Annotated in this window: 1 protein-coding gene; it reads left to right on the top strand. The window is 68.8% G+C overall.

The features are described 5' to 3' along the window. Positions 1-6 precede the first annotated feature (6 nt). Complete coding sequence (locus MGMSRV2_RS21005; RefSeq protein WP_024079865.1) at positions 7-18,702, top strand: non-ribosomal peptide synthetase; 18,696 nt, start codon at positions 7-9, stop codon at positions 18,700-18,702. Positions 18,703-18,742 lie beyond the last annotated feature (40 nt).

An 18,742-nucleotide genomic window follows, 5' to 3' on the forward strand; every position in this document is an offset into this window, starting at 1 on the left:
CACCCGATGACCGACAAGACCGCCCCCGATCTCGCCCAAGCCATGCACGACCTGCTGGAGCAGGAACTGATGGCCGCCAGCGGCATTGCCGCCGCCCCGGTTCCCCAGGCGGCGACGGGGGCGGCTGGCGACCGGTTGGAAGCGGACGTGCTGGCCATCGCCGCCGCTGCCTTGCGCATGGCCCCCGAACAATTGGACCCGACCGAGAATTTGGCCAATTTCGGCGTCGATTCCATCGCCATCACCGAGATCATGGTCAACATCTCGCGCGCTTTCGCCATTTCGGTGGCGCCCACCACATTTTTCGAGGCCCGCCACCTCAACGATTTGGCCCATATCCTGCGCCAGCGTTACGGCAAGGCCATCGATGCCCATTACGCCAAAAGCGCACCAAAGCCGGAGGCACCCGCCCCGAGCCCGGCAAAGGACGATGTGTCCGGCTGGCTCGACCGCCACCGCGCTTTACGCCGCGTCACCCCTGCCACCACCAACCATGCCGCCGCCCCCATCGCCATCATCGCCATGGACGGGCGCTTTCCCCAAAGCCCCGACCTGCAAACGCTGGAAGCGCATTTGCGCAACGGCGACGATTGCATCAGCGAAGTGCCGCCCGAGCGCTGGGATTGGCGTTCCATCTGGGGCGACCCGCGCAAGGGGCGGTTTTGCGACGTCAAATATGGCGGCTTCGTCGATGGTGTCGACCTGTTCGACGCTGGCTTCTTCAACATCGCCCGGCGTGAAGCCGAGCTGATCGACCCGCAGCACCGCCTGTTCATGGAATGCGTATGGTCGCTGATCGAACGCGCCGGTCTTGCCCCAAGCAGTCTGAGCGGCCAGCAAGTGGGCCTGTTCCTCGGCATCAATCTGCTGGATTACACCAATCTGGCCAACAGCGCCGGGGTGACCGACGCGCAGAAGATGACCGGGCTGGGCCATGCCTTCTGCCCCAACCGATTGTCCTTCCTGCTCGACATCCACGGCCCCAGTCAGGTGGTGGACACGGCCTGCTCCAGTTCGGCGGTGGCACTGCACCGCGCTGTCATGAGCATCCGTCACGAAGGCTGCGCCATGGCCATCGCCGGCGGCTCCAACCTGATGCTGTCGCCCGACCAGCACATCCTGTTCGCCCAGGTGGGCATGCTGTCGACGTCCGGGCGTTGTCAGACGTTTTCCCGCCATGCCGATGGCTACGCCCGCGCCGATGGTGTCGGCGCCGTGCTGCTGAAGCGGCTGGATCTGGCCGAGCGCGACGGCGACCCTATCCTGGCGGTCATCCGCTCCAGCGTCGAACATCATGGCGGCGGCGCCACCTCGCTGACCGCACCCAATCCCAAGGCTCAGGCCCGCCTGATCGTCGAAGCGCACCGACAAGCCGGCATCGACCCACGCAGCATAACCATGGTGGAATGCCACGGCACCGGCACCGCCCTGGGCGATCCCATCGAGGTGGAAGGGCTGAAGACCGCCTTCGCCGAGCTTTACCGCGAACGTGGACTGAAGCCGCCGACCACGCCCCATTGCGGCCTGGGCTCGATCAAATCCAATATCGGCCACACCGAGACCACAGCCGGCGTCGCCGGGCTGATCAAACTGGTCCTGGCCCTGCAAAGCGGCATCCAGTACCAATCCCTGCATTGCGCCGAGGTTAACCCGCAGATCGACCTGGCCGGCACGCCGTTCCGGCTGTTGCAGCAGGCGCAGACATGGACGCGCCCGGTCATCGACGGCATCGAGGCGCCGCGCCGCGCCGGTCTGTCGTCGTTCGGTGCCGGCGGCACCAATGTGCATGTGGTGATCGAGGAATATCGAAAGGCCCCGGCACAAGCCGCTCCGCCCGGCCCGCGCCCACTGGTGGTGCCGGTTTCGGCGGCGACCGAAGGTAGTTTGCGCGGCGCCGTCGCGGCCTTGCGCCCGCTGGTCGCCAGTGTCGACCTGGACGATCTTGCCCATACCTTGCAGGTGGGCCGCGACGCCCTGCGCTGCCGGGCAGCCTTCGTCGTCGCCGATGCCGACGATCTGGCCCGGCAGATGGATCGCTTTCTGGCTGATGACACATCCAGCATCGCCCACGGCACCGCCCCGCGTAAGCGCGGCGCTGGCGTAATCGACGACAGCGATCCGGCCCGCATCGCCGCCCGCTGGGTCGCCGGCGACCATATGGACTGGCGCAACGACGGAAACCGCCGCCGCCTGAGCCTGCCGCCCACCCCGTTCGAGCGCAAACGCTATTGGCTGCCCCAGCCGCAGAGCGGTTTCGATCTGCGCTCCAGCGGCACCGATTGCTGGCGGCTGACGCTGAAGGGGACCGAGTTCTTCCTGGCCGATCATCGCCTGAACGGCATTCCGGTCCTGCCCGGTGTCGCCTATCTGGAACTGGCCCGTCTGGCCACCACCCAGGCCGGCTTGCCATCCACGGTACTGCGCAACGTGGTCTGGGTGCAGCCATTGATGGTCGCCGTCCCGACCGAGGTGGAGATCACCTTGGACCGCGCCGGCATGCGGGTGGAAATCGCCAGCCTGCCCACGGGCGGGCGCGTCCTGCATGCGCAGATTCGCCTGGGCGAGGGTGCGACAGAACCGGCGCCGCCGGTGGATTTGACCGACCTGCCCGGACGGAAATTCAGCGCCGGCGAAATCTATGCCGCCTTCGACCGTCTGGGTCTCAATTACGGCCCCGGCCATCGCGCTATCAGCCATTTGTCCACCGGCCCCGGTCCTCGGGTGCTGGCAAAGTTGACCTTGCCCGCCGCCGGCGGTGCCGTTGACGCCTTCGGCCTGCATCCCAGCCTGTTGGATGGCGCCTTCCAGGCCGCCCTGGGCATGGCTTTGGCCGAGGATGAAAGCACCAACGGTGCCGCCCTGCCCTTCGCCATCGATCAGGTCGATATCCTGGGGCCGTGCGCCCCGGTCATGTGGGTGCTGATCCGCCCGGCGGCACAAGCCGAGACGGCACCGCGCGTGCGCACGCTCGACCTTGATCTCGCCGATGAAACCGGAGCCGTGCGGGTGCGCCTGCGCGGCTTCGCCACCCGCCTGCCCGCCGCCGCCCAAGCCAGCCCCGTGCATCTGTTCGCCCCGCGCTGGCGACAGGCCCCCACCGGCACCGCCGCGCCCCGCTCGGTGGTGCTGCATGCCGACGAAATTACCGATCCGGCCTTGCCGCTGGACCAGCGCTTCACCGCCCTGGCCACCGCCCTGCTGCGTCAGGCCCAGGCCGAACCCGCCTTCCTCCAACTGGTCGTGACCGATGGCCCCGAGGCCGAGCCGCTGGCCGGTCTGGCCGGAATGCTGCGCAGCCTTGCGCAGGAACCGGGCAGCCTAGGTGGTCAGGTGCTGATGGTGCCGCCGGGCAGCGACGCACAATTCCTGCCGCCGCCCGTGGGAACCAAGCTGCGGCTGGAAGACGGCATCTGGTGGCAAGAGGTTTGGGAACCCACCACCGCCCAAGCCGCGCCGCTGCCCTGGCGCGACGGCCAGATCATCCTGATCACCGGCGGCCTGGGCGGCTTGGGCCGCATCCTGACCCGGGCCATCCGCGCCGCCGCCCCGACAGCATTCATCATCCTGGCCGGACGCGGTCAAAATACCGAGGCCGGCGACTGGCTGGCGGCACAGGGGCCGGGGGTGGAATTCGTCGCCACCGACCTCACCGATGGCGACGCGGTCATAGCCTTGGTGGACGGCATCCGCCGCCGACATGGCCGTCTGGACGGGGTGATCCACGCCGCCGGCATCCTGGACGACGCCCCGCTGGCGGCCAAGACGCCCGAGCGCTTGGCCCAGGTGCTGGCGCCCAAGGTGGCCGGCACCATCAATCTTGATCGCGCCATCGGTGACGGGGCGCTTGAGTTCTTCGTGCTGTTTTCCTCCATCTCAGCGGTCCTGGGCAGTGCCGGCCAGACCGATTATGCCGCTGCCAACGGCTTCATGGACGGCTTCGCCGCCGCCCGCGAAGTGCGCCGCCGCGCCGGTCTGGTGCAAGGGCGCACCATCGCCATCGCTTGGCCGCTGTGGGCCGACGGCAGCATGAACATGGACGAGGCCAGCCGCACCCTGATGACCCGGACCACCGGTCTGGTGCCACTGGCCAGCGCCGACGGCTTGACCGCCCTGGCCACCGCCCTGGCCGGCGCGTCCCCGCGCCTGCTGGTGGTGTCGGGGGATGGCGACAAACTGCGCCGCCGGCTGGCGGGGGAAGCACCGACCGCCAAACCCGCCCAAGTGCTGGTCGGACTGGAAGATAAATTGCTGCCGGCACTGATCGCCGCCGCCGCGGCCCAGTTGAAGGTATCCGCCAGCGATCTGGCCGACGACGAGGATTTGACCGAATACGGCTTCGATTCCATCGGTTTCACCCAATTCACCAATGCGCTCAACGATCGCTTCGCGCTGGAACTGACCCCCGTCGTTTTCTTCGAGCACCCGACCCTAGCCGCCCTCGCCAGCCATCTGGCCAAGACCCATGGCAGCACCCTGGCGGCACAATTGGGGGTGAAGGAACAGGTCATGGCCGCACCGCTGCCGGTGATCACCCCCGCCCCGATTATCAAGCCGCAACCCCTGACCGACGACCCGGTGGCCATCATCGGCATGACCGGCATCTTCCCCCAATCCCCCGATGTGGATGCCTTTTGGGCCAATCTGGTCGAGGGCCGCGACTGCATCGGCGAAGTCCCGCCCGAGCGCTGGGACTGGCGCGCCGCCGGCACCATCGGGCGCGGTGGCTTCATCACCGGCATCGATGCCTTCGACGCCGGCTTCTTCGGCCTGTCGGCGCCGGAAGCACGGGTGATCGACCCGCAGCAACGCCTGTTGCTGACCCAGGCGTGGCGTTTGTTCGAGGATGCCGGCTATGCCCCGCGCCGGCTGTCGGGATCGGATACCGGCGTGTTCATCGGCATCGCCGATACCGGCTATGGCCGGCTGCTGGCCCAGGCCGGCACCGGCATCGAAGGCTATGCCATGACCGGGCTGGCGCCGTCATTGGGCCCCAACCGCATCAGCTATCATTTCAACCTGCACGGCCCGTCGGTGGCGGTGGAAACCGCCTGTTCCAGCGCCCTGGTCGCCGTCCATCGCGCCGTCGAAGCCATTCGCGCCGGGGCGTGCGAGGCGGCCATCGCCGGCGGCATCAACACCTTGCTGCTGCCCGATTCGTTCATCGGTTTCGCCAAGGCCGGCATGCTGGCCGAGGATGGCCATTGCAAGACCTTCTCCGCTGCCGCCGACGGCTATGTGCGCGGCGAAGGCGTTGGCCTGGTGCTGCTGAAACGCCTGAGCGCCGCCCAACGCGATGGTGACAACATCATCGCGCTGATCCGCGCCAGCGGCGAAAACCATGGTGGCCGCGCCGGCTCGTTGACCGCGCCCAATCCCAAGGCCCAGGCCGATCTGCTGCGCAAGGTCTATGCCCGAACCGGCTTCGATCCGCGTAGCCTCGGCTATATCGAGGCCCACGGCACCGGCACCAAACTGGGCGACCCCATCGAGGTCGAGGCCTTGCGCGCCGCCTTCGCCGATCTGACCCAAGAGGCCGAAGGCCGGTTCGGTCCCGCCCCGGTCATGAAATGCGGCCTGGGCTCGGTCAAATCCAATATCGGCCATCTGGAACTGGCCGCCGGCATCGCCGGCCTGATCAAGGTGCTGTTGCAGATGCGCCACCGCACCTTGGTGCCGAGCCTGCATTGCCAGCGCCTCAATCCCTATCTGAAGCTGGAGGACGGCCCCTTCCACGTGGTGCGGGAAAACCAGTCGTGGCCCCGCGCGCTCGACCATGACGGCAACCCGCTGCCCTTGCGCGCCGGCATCAGCAGTTTCGGCTTCGGCGGTGCCAACGCCCATGTGGTGGTCGAGGAAATGGTGGCGGCACCGCAAGTCCCGGCAGTCCCTGCCACCGGCCCGGCCTTGCTGGTGCTGTCGGCCCATTCCGCCGACGCCCTGATGCACTGCGCCCGCGATCTGCGCGATTGCCTGGACCGCTTCGATCTGGCCGATATCGCCTTCACCTTGCAGACCACGCGCGAGGCCATGGAACACCGCCTGGCCTTCGCCGCCGCCTCGCCCGCCGAGGCAGCGTTGCGGCTGGAATCCTTCCTCAGCGGCAGCGATGACCCCGCCTTGCATCAGGGCCGGGTCAAGGCCAGCCGGGGCGCCGTCTCGGTGCTGGAAAGCGACCCCGAGGTGGCCCGCGCCATCGCTGGTCTGGCGGCGCGCGGTCGCGCCGATGGCCTGCTGGAAGTGTGGGTCAAGGGCTTCGCCGTCCATTGGCGGCAGCTCCATGGCGGCCAAGGCCGCCAACGGGTGGCGCTGCCCGGCTATCCTTTGGCCACCACCCGCCATTGGGTCCAGCGTGGCGAAATGCCGATCCCGATGCCGATACCGGTTGCCGCACCCATGCCCGAGCCGGAACCCGAAACCGCTGTCGAAGACCCCGCCGTTGGCGCCTTGGCCGCGCTCTCGGCTATCGCCGCGCGGGTGCTGGAAGTCGATCCGTCGGTGTTGGACGCCGACGCCGAATTAGGCGAATTCGGCTTCGATTCCATCACCATGACCGGCTTCGCCGCCAAGGTGAATGCTGAACTCGCGCTATCGCTGACCCCCGCCGATTTCTTCGAATTCGCCACCTTGAACCGGCTGGCCCGCCACATTGCCGGCAGCGTGGTTTTGCCCAGCCGGCCCAAGGCGCAACCGGCGGCGGTCAGTGTCCCGGTCCACACGGTGACGGCCCCCGTACCCGCCGCCACCGATGCCATCGCCATCATCGGTTTTTCCTGCCGCTTCCCCCAGGCGCTGGACGGCGACCAATTCTGGCAGAATCTGCTGGCGGGCCGCGACTGCATCAGCCGCATCCCCGCTGATCGCTGGGACTGGCAGGCCTATGACGGCGACCCCAAGATCGAGCAGGGCAAGACCAATATCCATTGGGGTGGCTTCATCGACGGCGTCTTCGAGTTCGACCCGCTGTTCTTCGGCATCAGCCCGCGCGAAGCCAAGCTGATGGACCCGCAGCAGCGGCTGTTGATGATGCATGTGTGGAAAGCCATCGAGGATGGCGGCGACGCGCCCAAATCCCTGGCCGGACGCCGGGTCGGGCTGTTCGTCGGCACCTCGTCCAGCGGCTACCGCGAGATCATCGGCGACGACACCGGGGCGGAAGGCTATGTGGCCACCGGTGCCGTGCCCTCGGTCGGTCCCAACCGCATCAGCTATTTCCTCGACTGGCACGGCCCCAGCGAACCGGTGGAAACCGCCTGCTCCAGTTCGCTGGTGGCATTGCACCGGGCGGTGCAGGCCATGCGCGCCGGCGATTGCGACATGGCGGTGGTCGGCGGCGTCAACACCATCGTCACCCCCGAGGCCCATATCAATTTCGCCAAGGCCGGCATGCTGTCGCCCGATGGTCGCTGCAAGACCTTTTCCGCCCAGGCCAACGGCTATGTCCGAGGCGAGGGGGTGGGCGCCGTCGTGCTGAAATACCTGTCCGAGGCGGAGAAAGACGGCGATCCCATCCTGGCGGTGGTACGCGCCAGCGCCGTCAACCATGGCGGTCGCGCCAATTCACTGACCGCGCCCAATACCGCCGCCCAGGCCGATCTGCTGCGCGACGCCCACACCCGTGCCGGCATCGACCCCGCCAGCATCGGCTATATCGAGGCGCACGGCACCGGCACCGCCCTGGGCGATCCGGTGGAGATCAACGCGCTGAAATCGGCCTTCGCCGGGGTGCAGGGCGCCCATATCGGCATCGGCTCGGTCAAGACCAATATCGGCCATCTGGAACTGGCCGCCGGCATGGCCAGCATCATCAAGGTGCTGCAACAGATGCGCCATCGGCAGTTGGCCCCCAGCCTGCATTGCGCCGAGATCAACCCCTATATCGACTTGTCGGCCTCGCCCTTCCACATCGTGCGCACGCCAGAGGAATGGAAGCCGGTGCACGATGCCCAGGGCCGCGCCCTGCCCTTGCGCGCCGGCATCAGCAGCTTCGGCTTCGGCGGCGTCAACGCCCATGTGATCCTCGAGGAATACCACGCCCCGGCCACCTCCGCCGCCCCGCATGCCGGGCCGGTGCTGGTGGTGCTGTCGGCACGCGACGGCGAACGGCTGAAGGAGCAGGCCGGCAACTTGCTGGCGGCCATCGCCGAGGGCCGGGTGGGCGAAGCCGATCTGGCCGATCTCGCCCATACCCTGCAAGTGGGCCGCGACGCCATGAAGCACCGGCTGGCGCTGGTGGTCGATTCGTTGCCGCAATTGCGCCAGACTCTGACCGCCTTCCTGGCCGGCGACACCAGCGGGATCATGTTGGGCAAACTGGAGGCCGGGGCCAAGACCGGTCCCGCCATCGATGCCCGCGCCCCCCTCCACACCATCGCCGCCCAATGGGTGGCCGGCGGCAGCATGGACTGGGCCGGGCTTTATCCGGAAAAACGGCGGCGCCTGCGCCTGCCCAGCTATCCCTTTGCCCGCGACCTCTATCACATCAATGCCAGCTTCGGCGGGTCCGCGACCCTGGCATCGACGGATTACCGCCGCACCCTCGATGCCGAGGATTTCTTCCTGCGTGACCATCGGGTCAAGGGCAGCCGCATCCTGCCCGGGGCCATGGGGCTGGAACTGGCGCGCTCTGCCTTTGCCGCCGGCCAGCCTTTCGCCCCCGTCGCCCTGCGGCGGGTGGTGTGGCAGCAGCCGTTGCGGTTGGACGCCGGCACCGTCACCGCCCGCCTCCCCCTCAGCCGGGCCGAAGACGGCGGTTTCGCCTTCCGCCTGCTGACCGGTGACGTTATCCACATGCAAGGGCTGATCGCGCCCTTGGCCGCAACCGCGCCGGTGCGGCTGGAGGTGGAGCATATCCAAAGCCGCTGCCCTGACAAACTGAGCGCCCGCGACTTGTATGACCGCTATGCTCGGCTTGGCTTGGAATACGGCCCGACCTTCCAGGCGGTCGACCACATCCAGATCGGCACCGACGAGGTGCTGGCCCGGCTGATCCTGCCGGCAAGGGCTGCCGGCCACGATTTCGGTCTGCATCCGTCCATGGTCGATGCGGCGTTCCAGGCCGCCTTGGGCTTGTTCCCCGCTGAGGGCGAGGGCGGCACGGCGCTGCCCTTCGGCCTCGATGTGGCCGAAGTGCTGGCGCCGACCACCGCCGGCATGTGGGCGCATGTGCGCCGGGTCAGCTCTGTCAACGGCATCCACCGGCTGGATCTGGACGTGGCCGACGATGACGGCATCATCCGCCTGCGTCTGCGCGGCTTCACCCTGCGGGTGCTGAAGACCCAGCCCGCCCCCGACCGGAAAGCCGCCACCTTGCGCCACCTGACCGCATTGGTGGCGCGCGAGGCGGCGATAGCGCCGGAAGAAATCGAGGCCGAAGCACCGCTTGAGGTCTATGGCATCGATTCGGTGATGATCGTCCAATTGACCGAGGCGCTGGAGCGCGATTTCGGCCCGCTGCCCAAGACCTTGTTCTTCGAGTATCGCTCTCTGGCGGCGCTGGCCGAGTATTTCGTTGCCCATCACGGCGCCGCCGTCCCGCCGGAGCCAAAAGCGGCCGCGATCCCCGTCGCTGTCGCCGCCGATGATGCCATCGCCATCATCGGCATGGCCGGGCGTTATCCAGGTGCCGACACCCTGGATCAGTTCTGGCGCAATCTGGAACAGGGCCGCGACGGCATCAGCGAAGTGCCGCCTGAACGCTGGGACCATGCCCGCTTTTATGACCCCAAGCCCGGCACCCCCGGCAAGACCAACAGCAAATGGGGCGGCTTCATCGACGGCTTCGACCGCTTCGACCCCCTGTTCTTCAACATCGCCCCGCGCGAGGCCGAGTTTCTGGACCCGCAGGAACGCCTGTTCCTGCAATGCGCCTGGGAAACGCTGGAAGATGCCGGCTATACCCGCGCCAGCCTGCCCGCCGCCGCCCCGCCCCTGGACGGCGCCGATGTGGGCGTGTTCGTCGGTGTCATGTACGAGGAATATCAGCTTTACGGCGTCGAGCGCACCCTGGCCGGGCAGCCGCTGGCGCTGTCGTCCTCCGCCGCCTCCATCGCCAACCGGGTGTCGTCGTTCTGCGGTTTCCACGGCCCCAGTCTGGCGGTGGACAGCATGTGCTCGTCGTCGCTGTCGGCCATCCATCTGGCCTGCGACGCCCTGCGCGCCGGCTCGTGCAAGGTGGCCTTGGCCGGCGGCGTCAATCTGACGCTGCATCCCAACAAATATCTGGGGCTGGCCCAGGGCCGCTTCATGGCGTCGTCGGGGCGCTGCGAGAGCTTCGGCCAGGGCGGCGACGGCTATGTGCCGGGCGAGGGTGTCGGCGCCGTGCTGCTGAAGCCGCTGGCCCAGGCCGAGGCCGATGGCGACCGCATCTGGGGCGTTATCCGCGCCTCGGCCCTGAACCATGGCGGCCACACCAATGGCTATACCGTGCCCAATCCCGCCGCCCAGGCGGCGGTGATCGGCACCGCCTTGGATCGGGCCGGCATCAGCCCGCGCCACATCAGCTATGTGGAAGCGCACGGCACCGGCACCAGCCTGGGCGACCCCATCGAGATCGCCGCCCTGACCAAGGCCTATGGCGCCCATACCAGCGACACCGGCTTTTGCGCCATCGGCTCGGTCAAATCCAATATCGGCCATTGTGAAAGCGCCGCCGGCATGGCCGGGCTGGCCAAGGTGCTGTTGCAGTTCCGCCAGCAAAAGCTGGTGCCGTCGCTGCATTCAACCGTGCTCAATCCCCGGATCGATTTCGCCCGCACCCCCTTTGTCGTCCAGCAGCAGGCAGCGCCGTGGCCGCGCCCGGTCATCGACGGCCAGGAAATGCCGCGTCTGGCCGGGCTGTCGTCGTTCGGTGCCGGCGGCGCCAACGCCCATCTGATCTTGCAGGAATACCAGGCGCCCCCCGTCCCGGCCCAACCGCCGCGCCGCCACGTCTTCCCGCTGTCAGCGCGCGACCCCGAGCGGCTGGCCGAGGCCGAACGCCGCCTGCGTGCGGCGCTGGAAACCCTGGCCGATGCAGATTTGGCCGCCATCGCCTGGACCTTGCAAAGCGGACGCGAAGCCTTCGAGGAACGCCGCGCCATCGTCGCCAGCAGCCGGGCCGAACTGATCACGGCGTTGGAACAAGGCCAGGGCCAGCGCGGACGGGCCGGACGCGGCAAGGGCAATGCCCCCCCAGGCGACGCCGATGCCGTGGCGGCGGCCTGGGTCGCCGGCTTCCGTGTCGATTGGCGGGCCTTGCACCCGGTCACGCCGTCGCGCATGGCGTTACCGTCCTATCCCTTCGCCCGCGACCGCTATTGGGTGCCGGGCAGCGCCCCGCCTGTCGCCGCGCCCCCCGCCTTGCCGCTTTTGTTCGCGCCGCGCTGGCACGAGCGCGCCGCCACGGCTGGTCCGCTGCCGGAAAATCGGCTGGTGGTGCTGTGCGAGCCGCCGCCCCGGGCAGTGGCGGCGTTGTCCGCTGTCATGGCGGTGGAGGTGCTGCCCGCCGCCGCTTACGCCGACCATGCCGCCCGCCTGCTGGCCCTGTTGCAGAATCTGTTGCGGCAACGGCCCGAGCGCGCCCTGGTCCAGTTGGTGGTCCTCCCCGCCTCCCCGTTGGAGGGGCTGGCCGGCCTGCTGTTGAGCGCCATGCATGAACGCCCTGGCCTGCGCTGCCAGTTGGTGGCGCTGGACCTGGAAGAGGCCGACGCCGCTGCTCGCCTGCTCGCCGATCAGGCCAGCGACGATACCCTTATCCGCCACGCGGGCACCCGCCGGCTGGTGCGGCATTGGCAGGAACTGACCATCCCCGCCGCCCCGCCGCCATGGCGGGCCGACGGCATCTATCTGATCACCGGCGGTGCCGGCGGTGTGGGCCGCCATGTCTGCACCCATATCCTGAACACCGCGCCCCAGGCCCAGGTGTGGCTGGTCGGACGCTCGGCCCCGCCCAGCGATCTGCCGACCCGCGTCCATTACCGTCAGGCTGACGTCACCGATGCCACCGCCATGACCGCTTTGGTCGGCGCGATCATCGCCGATCATGGTCGCCTGAACGGCATCATCCACGCCGCCGGCCTGACCCGCGACATGCTGCTGGTGCGCAAGACCGAGGCCGATTTGCGTGCCGTCCTCGCCCCCAAGGTGGCCGGCACCATCGCTCTGGATGCCGCCAGTAGCGGCTGTGACCTGGATTTCATGCTGCTGTTCGCTTCGGCCTCGGGCGCCTTGGGCAATGCCGGGCAAAGCGATTACGCCGCTGGCAACGGCTTCTTGGATGCCTTCGCCGCCCACCGCAACCGCTTGGTGGCAGTGGGCCAGCGCCATGGCCGCACCCTGGCGCTGGACTGGCCCTATTGGCGCGACGGCGGCATGCAATTGGGCGCGGACGTCATCGCCGGCATGGAACGGGTGGCCGGCGCCCGCCCGCTGGAGACCGGGCCGGCCCTGGCCGTCCTTGGCGCCGCCCTGAGCACCGCCGAGGACCAGATTCTGGTGCTGGACGGCGACCACGACCGCCTGCGCGCCCTGCTGCGTCCGACCCGGATGGAAGCACCCAAGCCGGCGCCGTCACGGTCCATGGCCGCCCTGGTCACCGCCAGCTTCGCCGAAGTGTTGAAAATCCCCGCCGACAAGCTGACCGCCGACGCCCCCTTGGACCATTTCGGCATGGATTCGGTGTCGGCGCTGGAAATCGTCGCCGCGCTCGAACGTCACCTCGGGCCGCTGCCGCCCACCATTTTGTTCGAGCACCCGACCATCGCCCAGTTGAGCGTGGCGCTGGGGGGAAATGCTCCGTCCTCATCACCCCGTCATTCCCGCGAAGGCGGGAATCCAGAGGGTGCACCACCGCCTTTTCCGCAACTCCTGGACCCCCGCCTGCGCGGGGGTGACGACGAGAAAGGTGGCGACATCGCCATCATCGCCGTCGCCGGGCGCTATCCCGGTGCCGACAGCCCCGAGGCCTTATGGGCGGCGCTGGAACAGGGCCGCGATCTGGTCACCGAGGTGCCACCCGACCGCTTCGAGCCGGCCTATGCGCCGACCAAGGGCAAGCCGGGGGCCAGTTATTGCAAATGGGGCGGCTTTCTGGCCGATGTCGATCGCTTCGACGCCGAATTCTTCGGCTATTCGCCCCGCGCCGCGGCCCTGGCCGACCCACAGGAACGCTTGTTCCTGCAAACCGCCTGGCACCTGCTGGAACGCGCCGGCCACACCCGCACCCGCCTGCGCCGCCAGTACGATTCCCGCGTCGGCGTGTTCGTCGGCGCCATGTACCAGCATTACAGCGCCCTGGCCGACGACGCCGACAGCAAGGCGCTGTTGCGGCTCAATTCCTATGCGGGCATCGCCAACCGGGTGTCGTTCTTCTTCGACCTGCAAGGGCCGTCGGTGGCGGTGGACAGCATGTGCTCGTCGGCTTTGCAGGCGGTGCATCAGGCCTGCCAAAGCCTGCGGGCGGGGGAATGCCGGCTGGCCATCGCCGGCGGCGTCAACCTGTCGCTGATCGCCGACAAATATGTGGGCCTCAGCCGCGCCGGTCTGGTCGGCAGCAGTGCCGCCAGCCGCAGTTTCGCCGATGGCGACGGCTATCTGCCGGCGGAAGGTGTGGGCGCCGTGCTGTTGAAACCGCTGTCCCAGGCCATCACCGCCGGCGATGCCGTCATCGCCATCATCAAGGCCAGCAGCGCCAACCATGGCGGCCATTCCGCCGGTTTCGGCGTCCCCAGCGCCGAGGCCCAGGCCCGGCTGATCGAGGACAATATCCGCCAAAGCGGCATCGATGCCCGCAGCATCGGCTATGTGGAAGCCGCCGCCAACGGCGCCGCCTTGGGCGATGCCATCGAATTGCGCGCCCTCACCCGCGCCTTCCGCGCCCTGGGCGTGGCCGATGGCAGCATCGCCATCGGCGCGGTCAAATCCAACATGGGCCACGCCGAAGCGGCGTCGGGCATGGCGCAATTGACCAAGGTGCTGCTGCAATTGCAGCACCGCCGGCTGGCGCCGACCTTGCGCCCCGATGCCGCCAACCGGGCCTTGGATTTCGCCGCCACGCCGTTCCGCCCGCAATGGCAGGCGGCGGATTGGCCGGCTCCGGTGGCGGGCGGGCCGCGCCGCGCCGTCATCAGCTCGTTCGGGGCCGGCGGCTCCAACGTCCATATGGTGATCGAGGAAGCGCCGCCCGCCCCCATGGCGGCGGATATGCGCCGCCCGCGCCGTTTCCCGGTTTTCGCCCGCACGCCGGAACAATTGACGGAAAAACTGCGCGCTCTGGCTGACTTCATCCGCGCCGATCCGGGCCTGTCGCTGGCCCGGCTGTCCCATACCCTGCGTCTGGGCCGCGAGGAATTCGACCACGGCGTGGTGGTGGTCGCCAGCGATGCCGACGAACTGGCGGCCAAGCTGGAAAACGCCCGCCCCGGCGCCCCGCCGCCAGGGCTGGACCCCAGCGAGGACGAAACGGCAGGGCCGATGCTGGTGCTGCCGCCCTATCCCTTCGCCCGCGACCGCCATTGGCTGAACGAAGCGGCACCCCACAACGATAGCGGCGATTTGTGCGCCCTGATCATCGCCGTGCTGGCCACCGAACTGGGGATCGCCCCGGCCAGCCTGGAGGCCGAAGCCCCGTTCGACAGCCTGGGCCTGGATTCCATGAACCTGTTGCGGCTGGGCTATGCCGTCGAGGAAGCCACCGGTCTGCGCCTGGAGCGCAGCACCTTGGCCGCCCATCCCAGCCCGGCCCGACTGGCCGCCCATCTGGCGGCACAACAGGCAAGCCCACCACCGCCCGTCGCCACCACCCCCGCCGGCCCCTGGCGCATGCCCCTGACCGAGGGGCAAAAGGGCTTGTGGGTGCTGCATGCCTTGTACCCGGATTCCGGCATCTACAACGTGCCGGCGGCCTTTCGCGTCAGCGGCCTGGACCACGATGCCCTGACCCGCGCCTGCCGCTGGCTGTTCGACGCCTATCCCATACTCAGCGCCCGCGTCATCGATGACGGCGACCACCCCATGTTGGCCGCCGGCCCGGTGCCCCAGCCGTTGCAGCGGGTCAAGGTGCCCAAGGGCATGGACCCGGTGGATTTCGCCCGCCGTCGGGCGGCGCGTCCGTTCACCCTGGCGGTCGAGGCCCCATGCCGCATCGAGTTGCTGCATGGCGGCGCCTTGGGCGGCGACCATGAAATCCTGCTGCTGGTCGCCCATCATCTGGTGTTCGACGGCGCCTCGGCGGCGGTGGTTCTGCATGCCCTGTGGGATGCCTATGGCCGCTTCGTTAGCGGCACCACCCCGCCCACCCCCGAAGCCGCCGATTTCATCGCTTTCGGCCAGTGGGAACAGGCGCTGCTGGCGTCCGAGCGCGGTGAACACCAGCGGCGCTGGTGGGAGCGGCACTTGGCCGGTGACTTGCCGGTGTTCACTCTGCCCGCCGACCGCCCGGCCCAGCCGGGGGCGGCCATCGACGGTCGCACGCTGGAACAGGCGATGGCGCCCAGTCTGGCCCAAGCCGCCAAGCGCACCGCCGCCCACCTGGGGGTCAGCGTTCCGGCCCTGCTGCTGGCGGTGCTGACCATGCTGGTCTATCGCCACACCGGCCAACGCGACATGGTCATCGGCATCCCCAGCCTGCGCCGCCCGGAGCGGCGGTTTGAACGTTCCGTCGGTTATTTCGTCAACATGCTGGCCGTGCGCGCGGCCGTCGGCGGCGACCTCACCTGCACCGCCTTGGTGCGCGACGTCCATCGCCGCCTGACCGAGGCGCTGGACCATGGCGATATCCCCTTCGCCACCATCGCCCGCGAGTTGGCCGGGTCGTCGCTGGGGCAGCCGCCCTATCAGATCAGCTTCGCCTATCAGAACTTCCCGTTGATCGGGACGGTGGAACCGCCCATCGGTCAGGCCAGCTTCCTGCCGCATATCCGCCAGCCCGGCGACGGCCCGTTCGGCCTGGAAGTGCACGAAGACGGCGACGGCCTGCGGCTGGTGGCCGGCTATGACGGCGCCCGCTTCGACGCCGCCACCATCAGCCGCCTGCTCGACCGCTTCATCCGCCTGACCGATGCCCTGTGCCAAAACCCCGACGCCCCGGTCCATGAGTTGGAGATGTTGGCGGCGGATGAACGCAAGCACCTGAGCGGATTCCGTGCCAACCCGGCTTCCCTGCCCCGCCGACCGGGATTGGTGGCCGACTGGATCAATGCCCAGGCCAAGGCCCGGCCCGATGCCGTGGCGGTGACCGCCGGCGCCGAGACGCTGACCTATCGCCGCCTGAGCCGCCGCGCCAACCGTCTGGCCCGTCATCTGCGCCAGCACGGCGTGCGCCGCGGCGACAAGGTGGCGGTGCTGCTGGACCGCGGTGGCGACAGCATCATCGCCTTGCTGGCCTGCCTGACTTTGGGCGCCATCTGGGTGCCGCTGGACACCGAGGCGCCACCCCGGCGACTGGCAGCCATGATGGCCGATTGCGCCCCGCGCGCGGTGGTGGTCGATGGCTTCGTCCCGCCGAATTCGGAGGCGGTGGTGATCGACCTGGGTACTCAGGCGTCGGCCATCGCGGCCCGGCCCGGTCGCCCCCTGAAGGGCGGGCCGAAACCCGCCGATGCCGCCTATATGATCTATACCTCGGGCACCACCGGCACCCCCAAGGGAGTGGTGGTGACGCAGCGAGCCCTGGCCGATCACGTCCAGGCCATCGGCGCCGCTTTCGGCCTGAATACTGACGACGTTGTGCTGCATTTCGCCCCCCAGGTGGTGGATACGGCGCTGGAGCAGATCCTGCCGACGCTGGTCAGTGGCGCCCGCCTGCTGGTGCGTACCGGCCCGACCTGGTCGCCCGACGATCTGCGCCGGGTGCTGACCGAACAGCGGGTCAGCGTCGCCGACCTGCCGCCGGCCTATCTGCGTGAGGCGTTGCTGGCCTGGGACGGCCCCGCCCCACTGTCCTTGCGCCTGCTGATCGTCGGCGGCGAGGCCCTGGCCGCCGACACCGTGCGGCTATGGCAGAGCGGTCCGCTGGCCAGTACCCGCCTGCTCAACGCCTATGGCCCGACCGAAGCCACCATCACCTGTCTGCTGCACGAGGTGGAGGCCACCACCCCGCCCGGTGCCGCCATCCCCATCGGCACGCCGCTGCCCGGTACCCGCGTCGCCATCGTCGACGGCGACGGCAACCCGGTGCCCGAAGGGGTGATCGGCGAGTTGCTGGTGGGCGGCAACCGGCTGGCCCAGGGCTATCACCACCGCCCCGACCTGACGGCGGAACGCTTCATCCGCGCCGGTTCAGGCAAGCGCATGTACCGCACCGGCGATCTGGCCTCGTTCATCCCCGGCGGCAAGGGCTCGATCGCCTTTCATGGCCGCCTGGACCATCAGGTCAAAATCCGCGGTTTCCGCGTCGAACTGTCCGAGGTCGAGGCGGCGTTGTCGGAATTCGGCCTGCGCGAGGCGGCAGTGGTGCCGCGCCAGGATGCCGGCGGCACTCAGGTGTTGGTGGCCTATGTGGTGCCGGCGACGGAATACGATGAGGAGAAACTGCGGGCCCACATGGCCGCGCGGCTGCCCGCCGCCATGCTGCCCATGGCCTATGTGGCGTTGGCCGCACTACCGATCACCGCCGGCGGCAAGCTGGACCGTGCCGCCCTGCCCCAGCCCCAGGGCCAGGGCTTGAGCGGCGACACCCCGCGCGACGTGGTGGAACGGCAGGTACTGGAATTGTGGGCGCAGGTGCTGGGGCGCGAGGCCGCCTCCATCGGCATTCACGACGATTTCGCCCTCTGCGGCGGCCATTCGCTGGCCTGGGTCCGGCTGTTGGCCGGAATCGGTCGCAGCTTCGGCTGCCGTCCCGCCGCCGCCACTTTCCTGACGGCGCAGACTATCGCCCAACAGGCGGCAATCCTGCGCTCGGACGCCAAACCAACGGCCCCGGAAATCGTCGTGCCGCTGCGCCCCGTCGCCCAGGCCAAGGCCGCGCCGCTGTTCTTGGTCCACGGCGCGGCGGGGACGGTGTCGGCCTATGGGGAACTGGCCCGCCGCCTTGATCCATCGGTGCCGGTCCATGGCCTGCAAGCCCCCGAAGCGGACGAGCCCACGGCCACCATCATCACCCGCACCCTGCCCGAACTGGCGGCGTTGCACGTGACTGCATTGCGCCGGGTGCAACAGCGCGGCCCCTATGCCCTGGCCGGCTGGTCGCTGGGCGGCGTGCTGGCCTTCGAGATGGCGCGGCAATTGCGGCAAGCGGGGGAAGAGGTGGCGCTGTTGTGCCTGATCGACAGCCATAGTCCAGCGCAACTGTCCCGCCTGGACCAACATTTGGGCACCAGCTTGCCCCAGGCCTTCCTGCGCGATCTGTTCGGTCTGGATTTGCCCGTGGCGACCGACGACGACATCGCCGGCATCATCCTGGCCCAGCCTGGGTTGGCCGGGCAGGTCCAGCCCGAAGATGCCCCGCGCCTGCGTCATCTTTACGCCCTGTATTGCGCCCACAACGACGCGCTGATGGCCTATGAGCCCACTCCCATCGACATCCCCGTCACCTTATTGCGGGCCGAGGCCAGCATTGGGGCCGGGGATTGCGGCTGGGGCTGGCTGACCCCCGCCGGGCTGACAATCGAGACGGTGCCGGGCGACCATGCCACGCTTTTGCAACCGCCCAACCTGGACGTTTGCGCCCAATACCTGGACGCCGCCTTGGCGCGGCGGCCCACAACAGCACTGGTGTCGGGCTAACCGATCCAGCATAATATGCGCGCCCAATGGGAACGCTCTG

It is taken from the genome of Magnetospirillum gryphiswaldense MSR-1 v2 (genome assembly GCF_000513295.1).
Classification (GTDB): domain Bacteria; phylum Pseudomonadota; class Alphaproteobacteria; order Rhodospirillales; family Magnetospirillaceae; genus Magnetospirillum; species Magnetospirillum gryphiswaldense.

What these genes read in the sequence shown, in the direction of transcription:
- MGMSRV2_RS21005 (WP_024079865.1), top strand. Translation starts at nt 7, where the DNA reads ATGACCGACAAGACCGCCCCCGATCTCGCCCAAGCCATGCACGACCTG.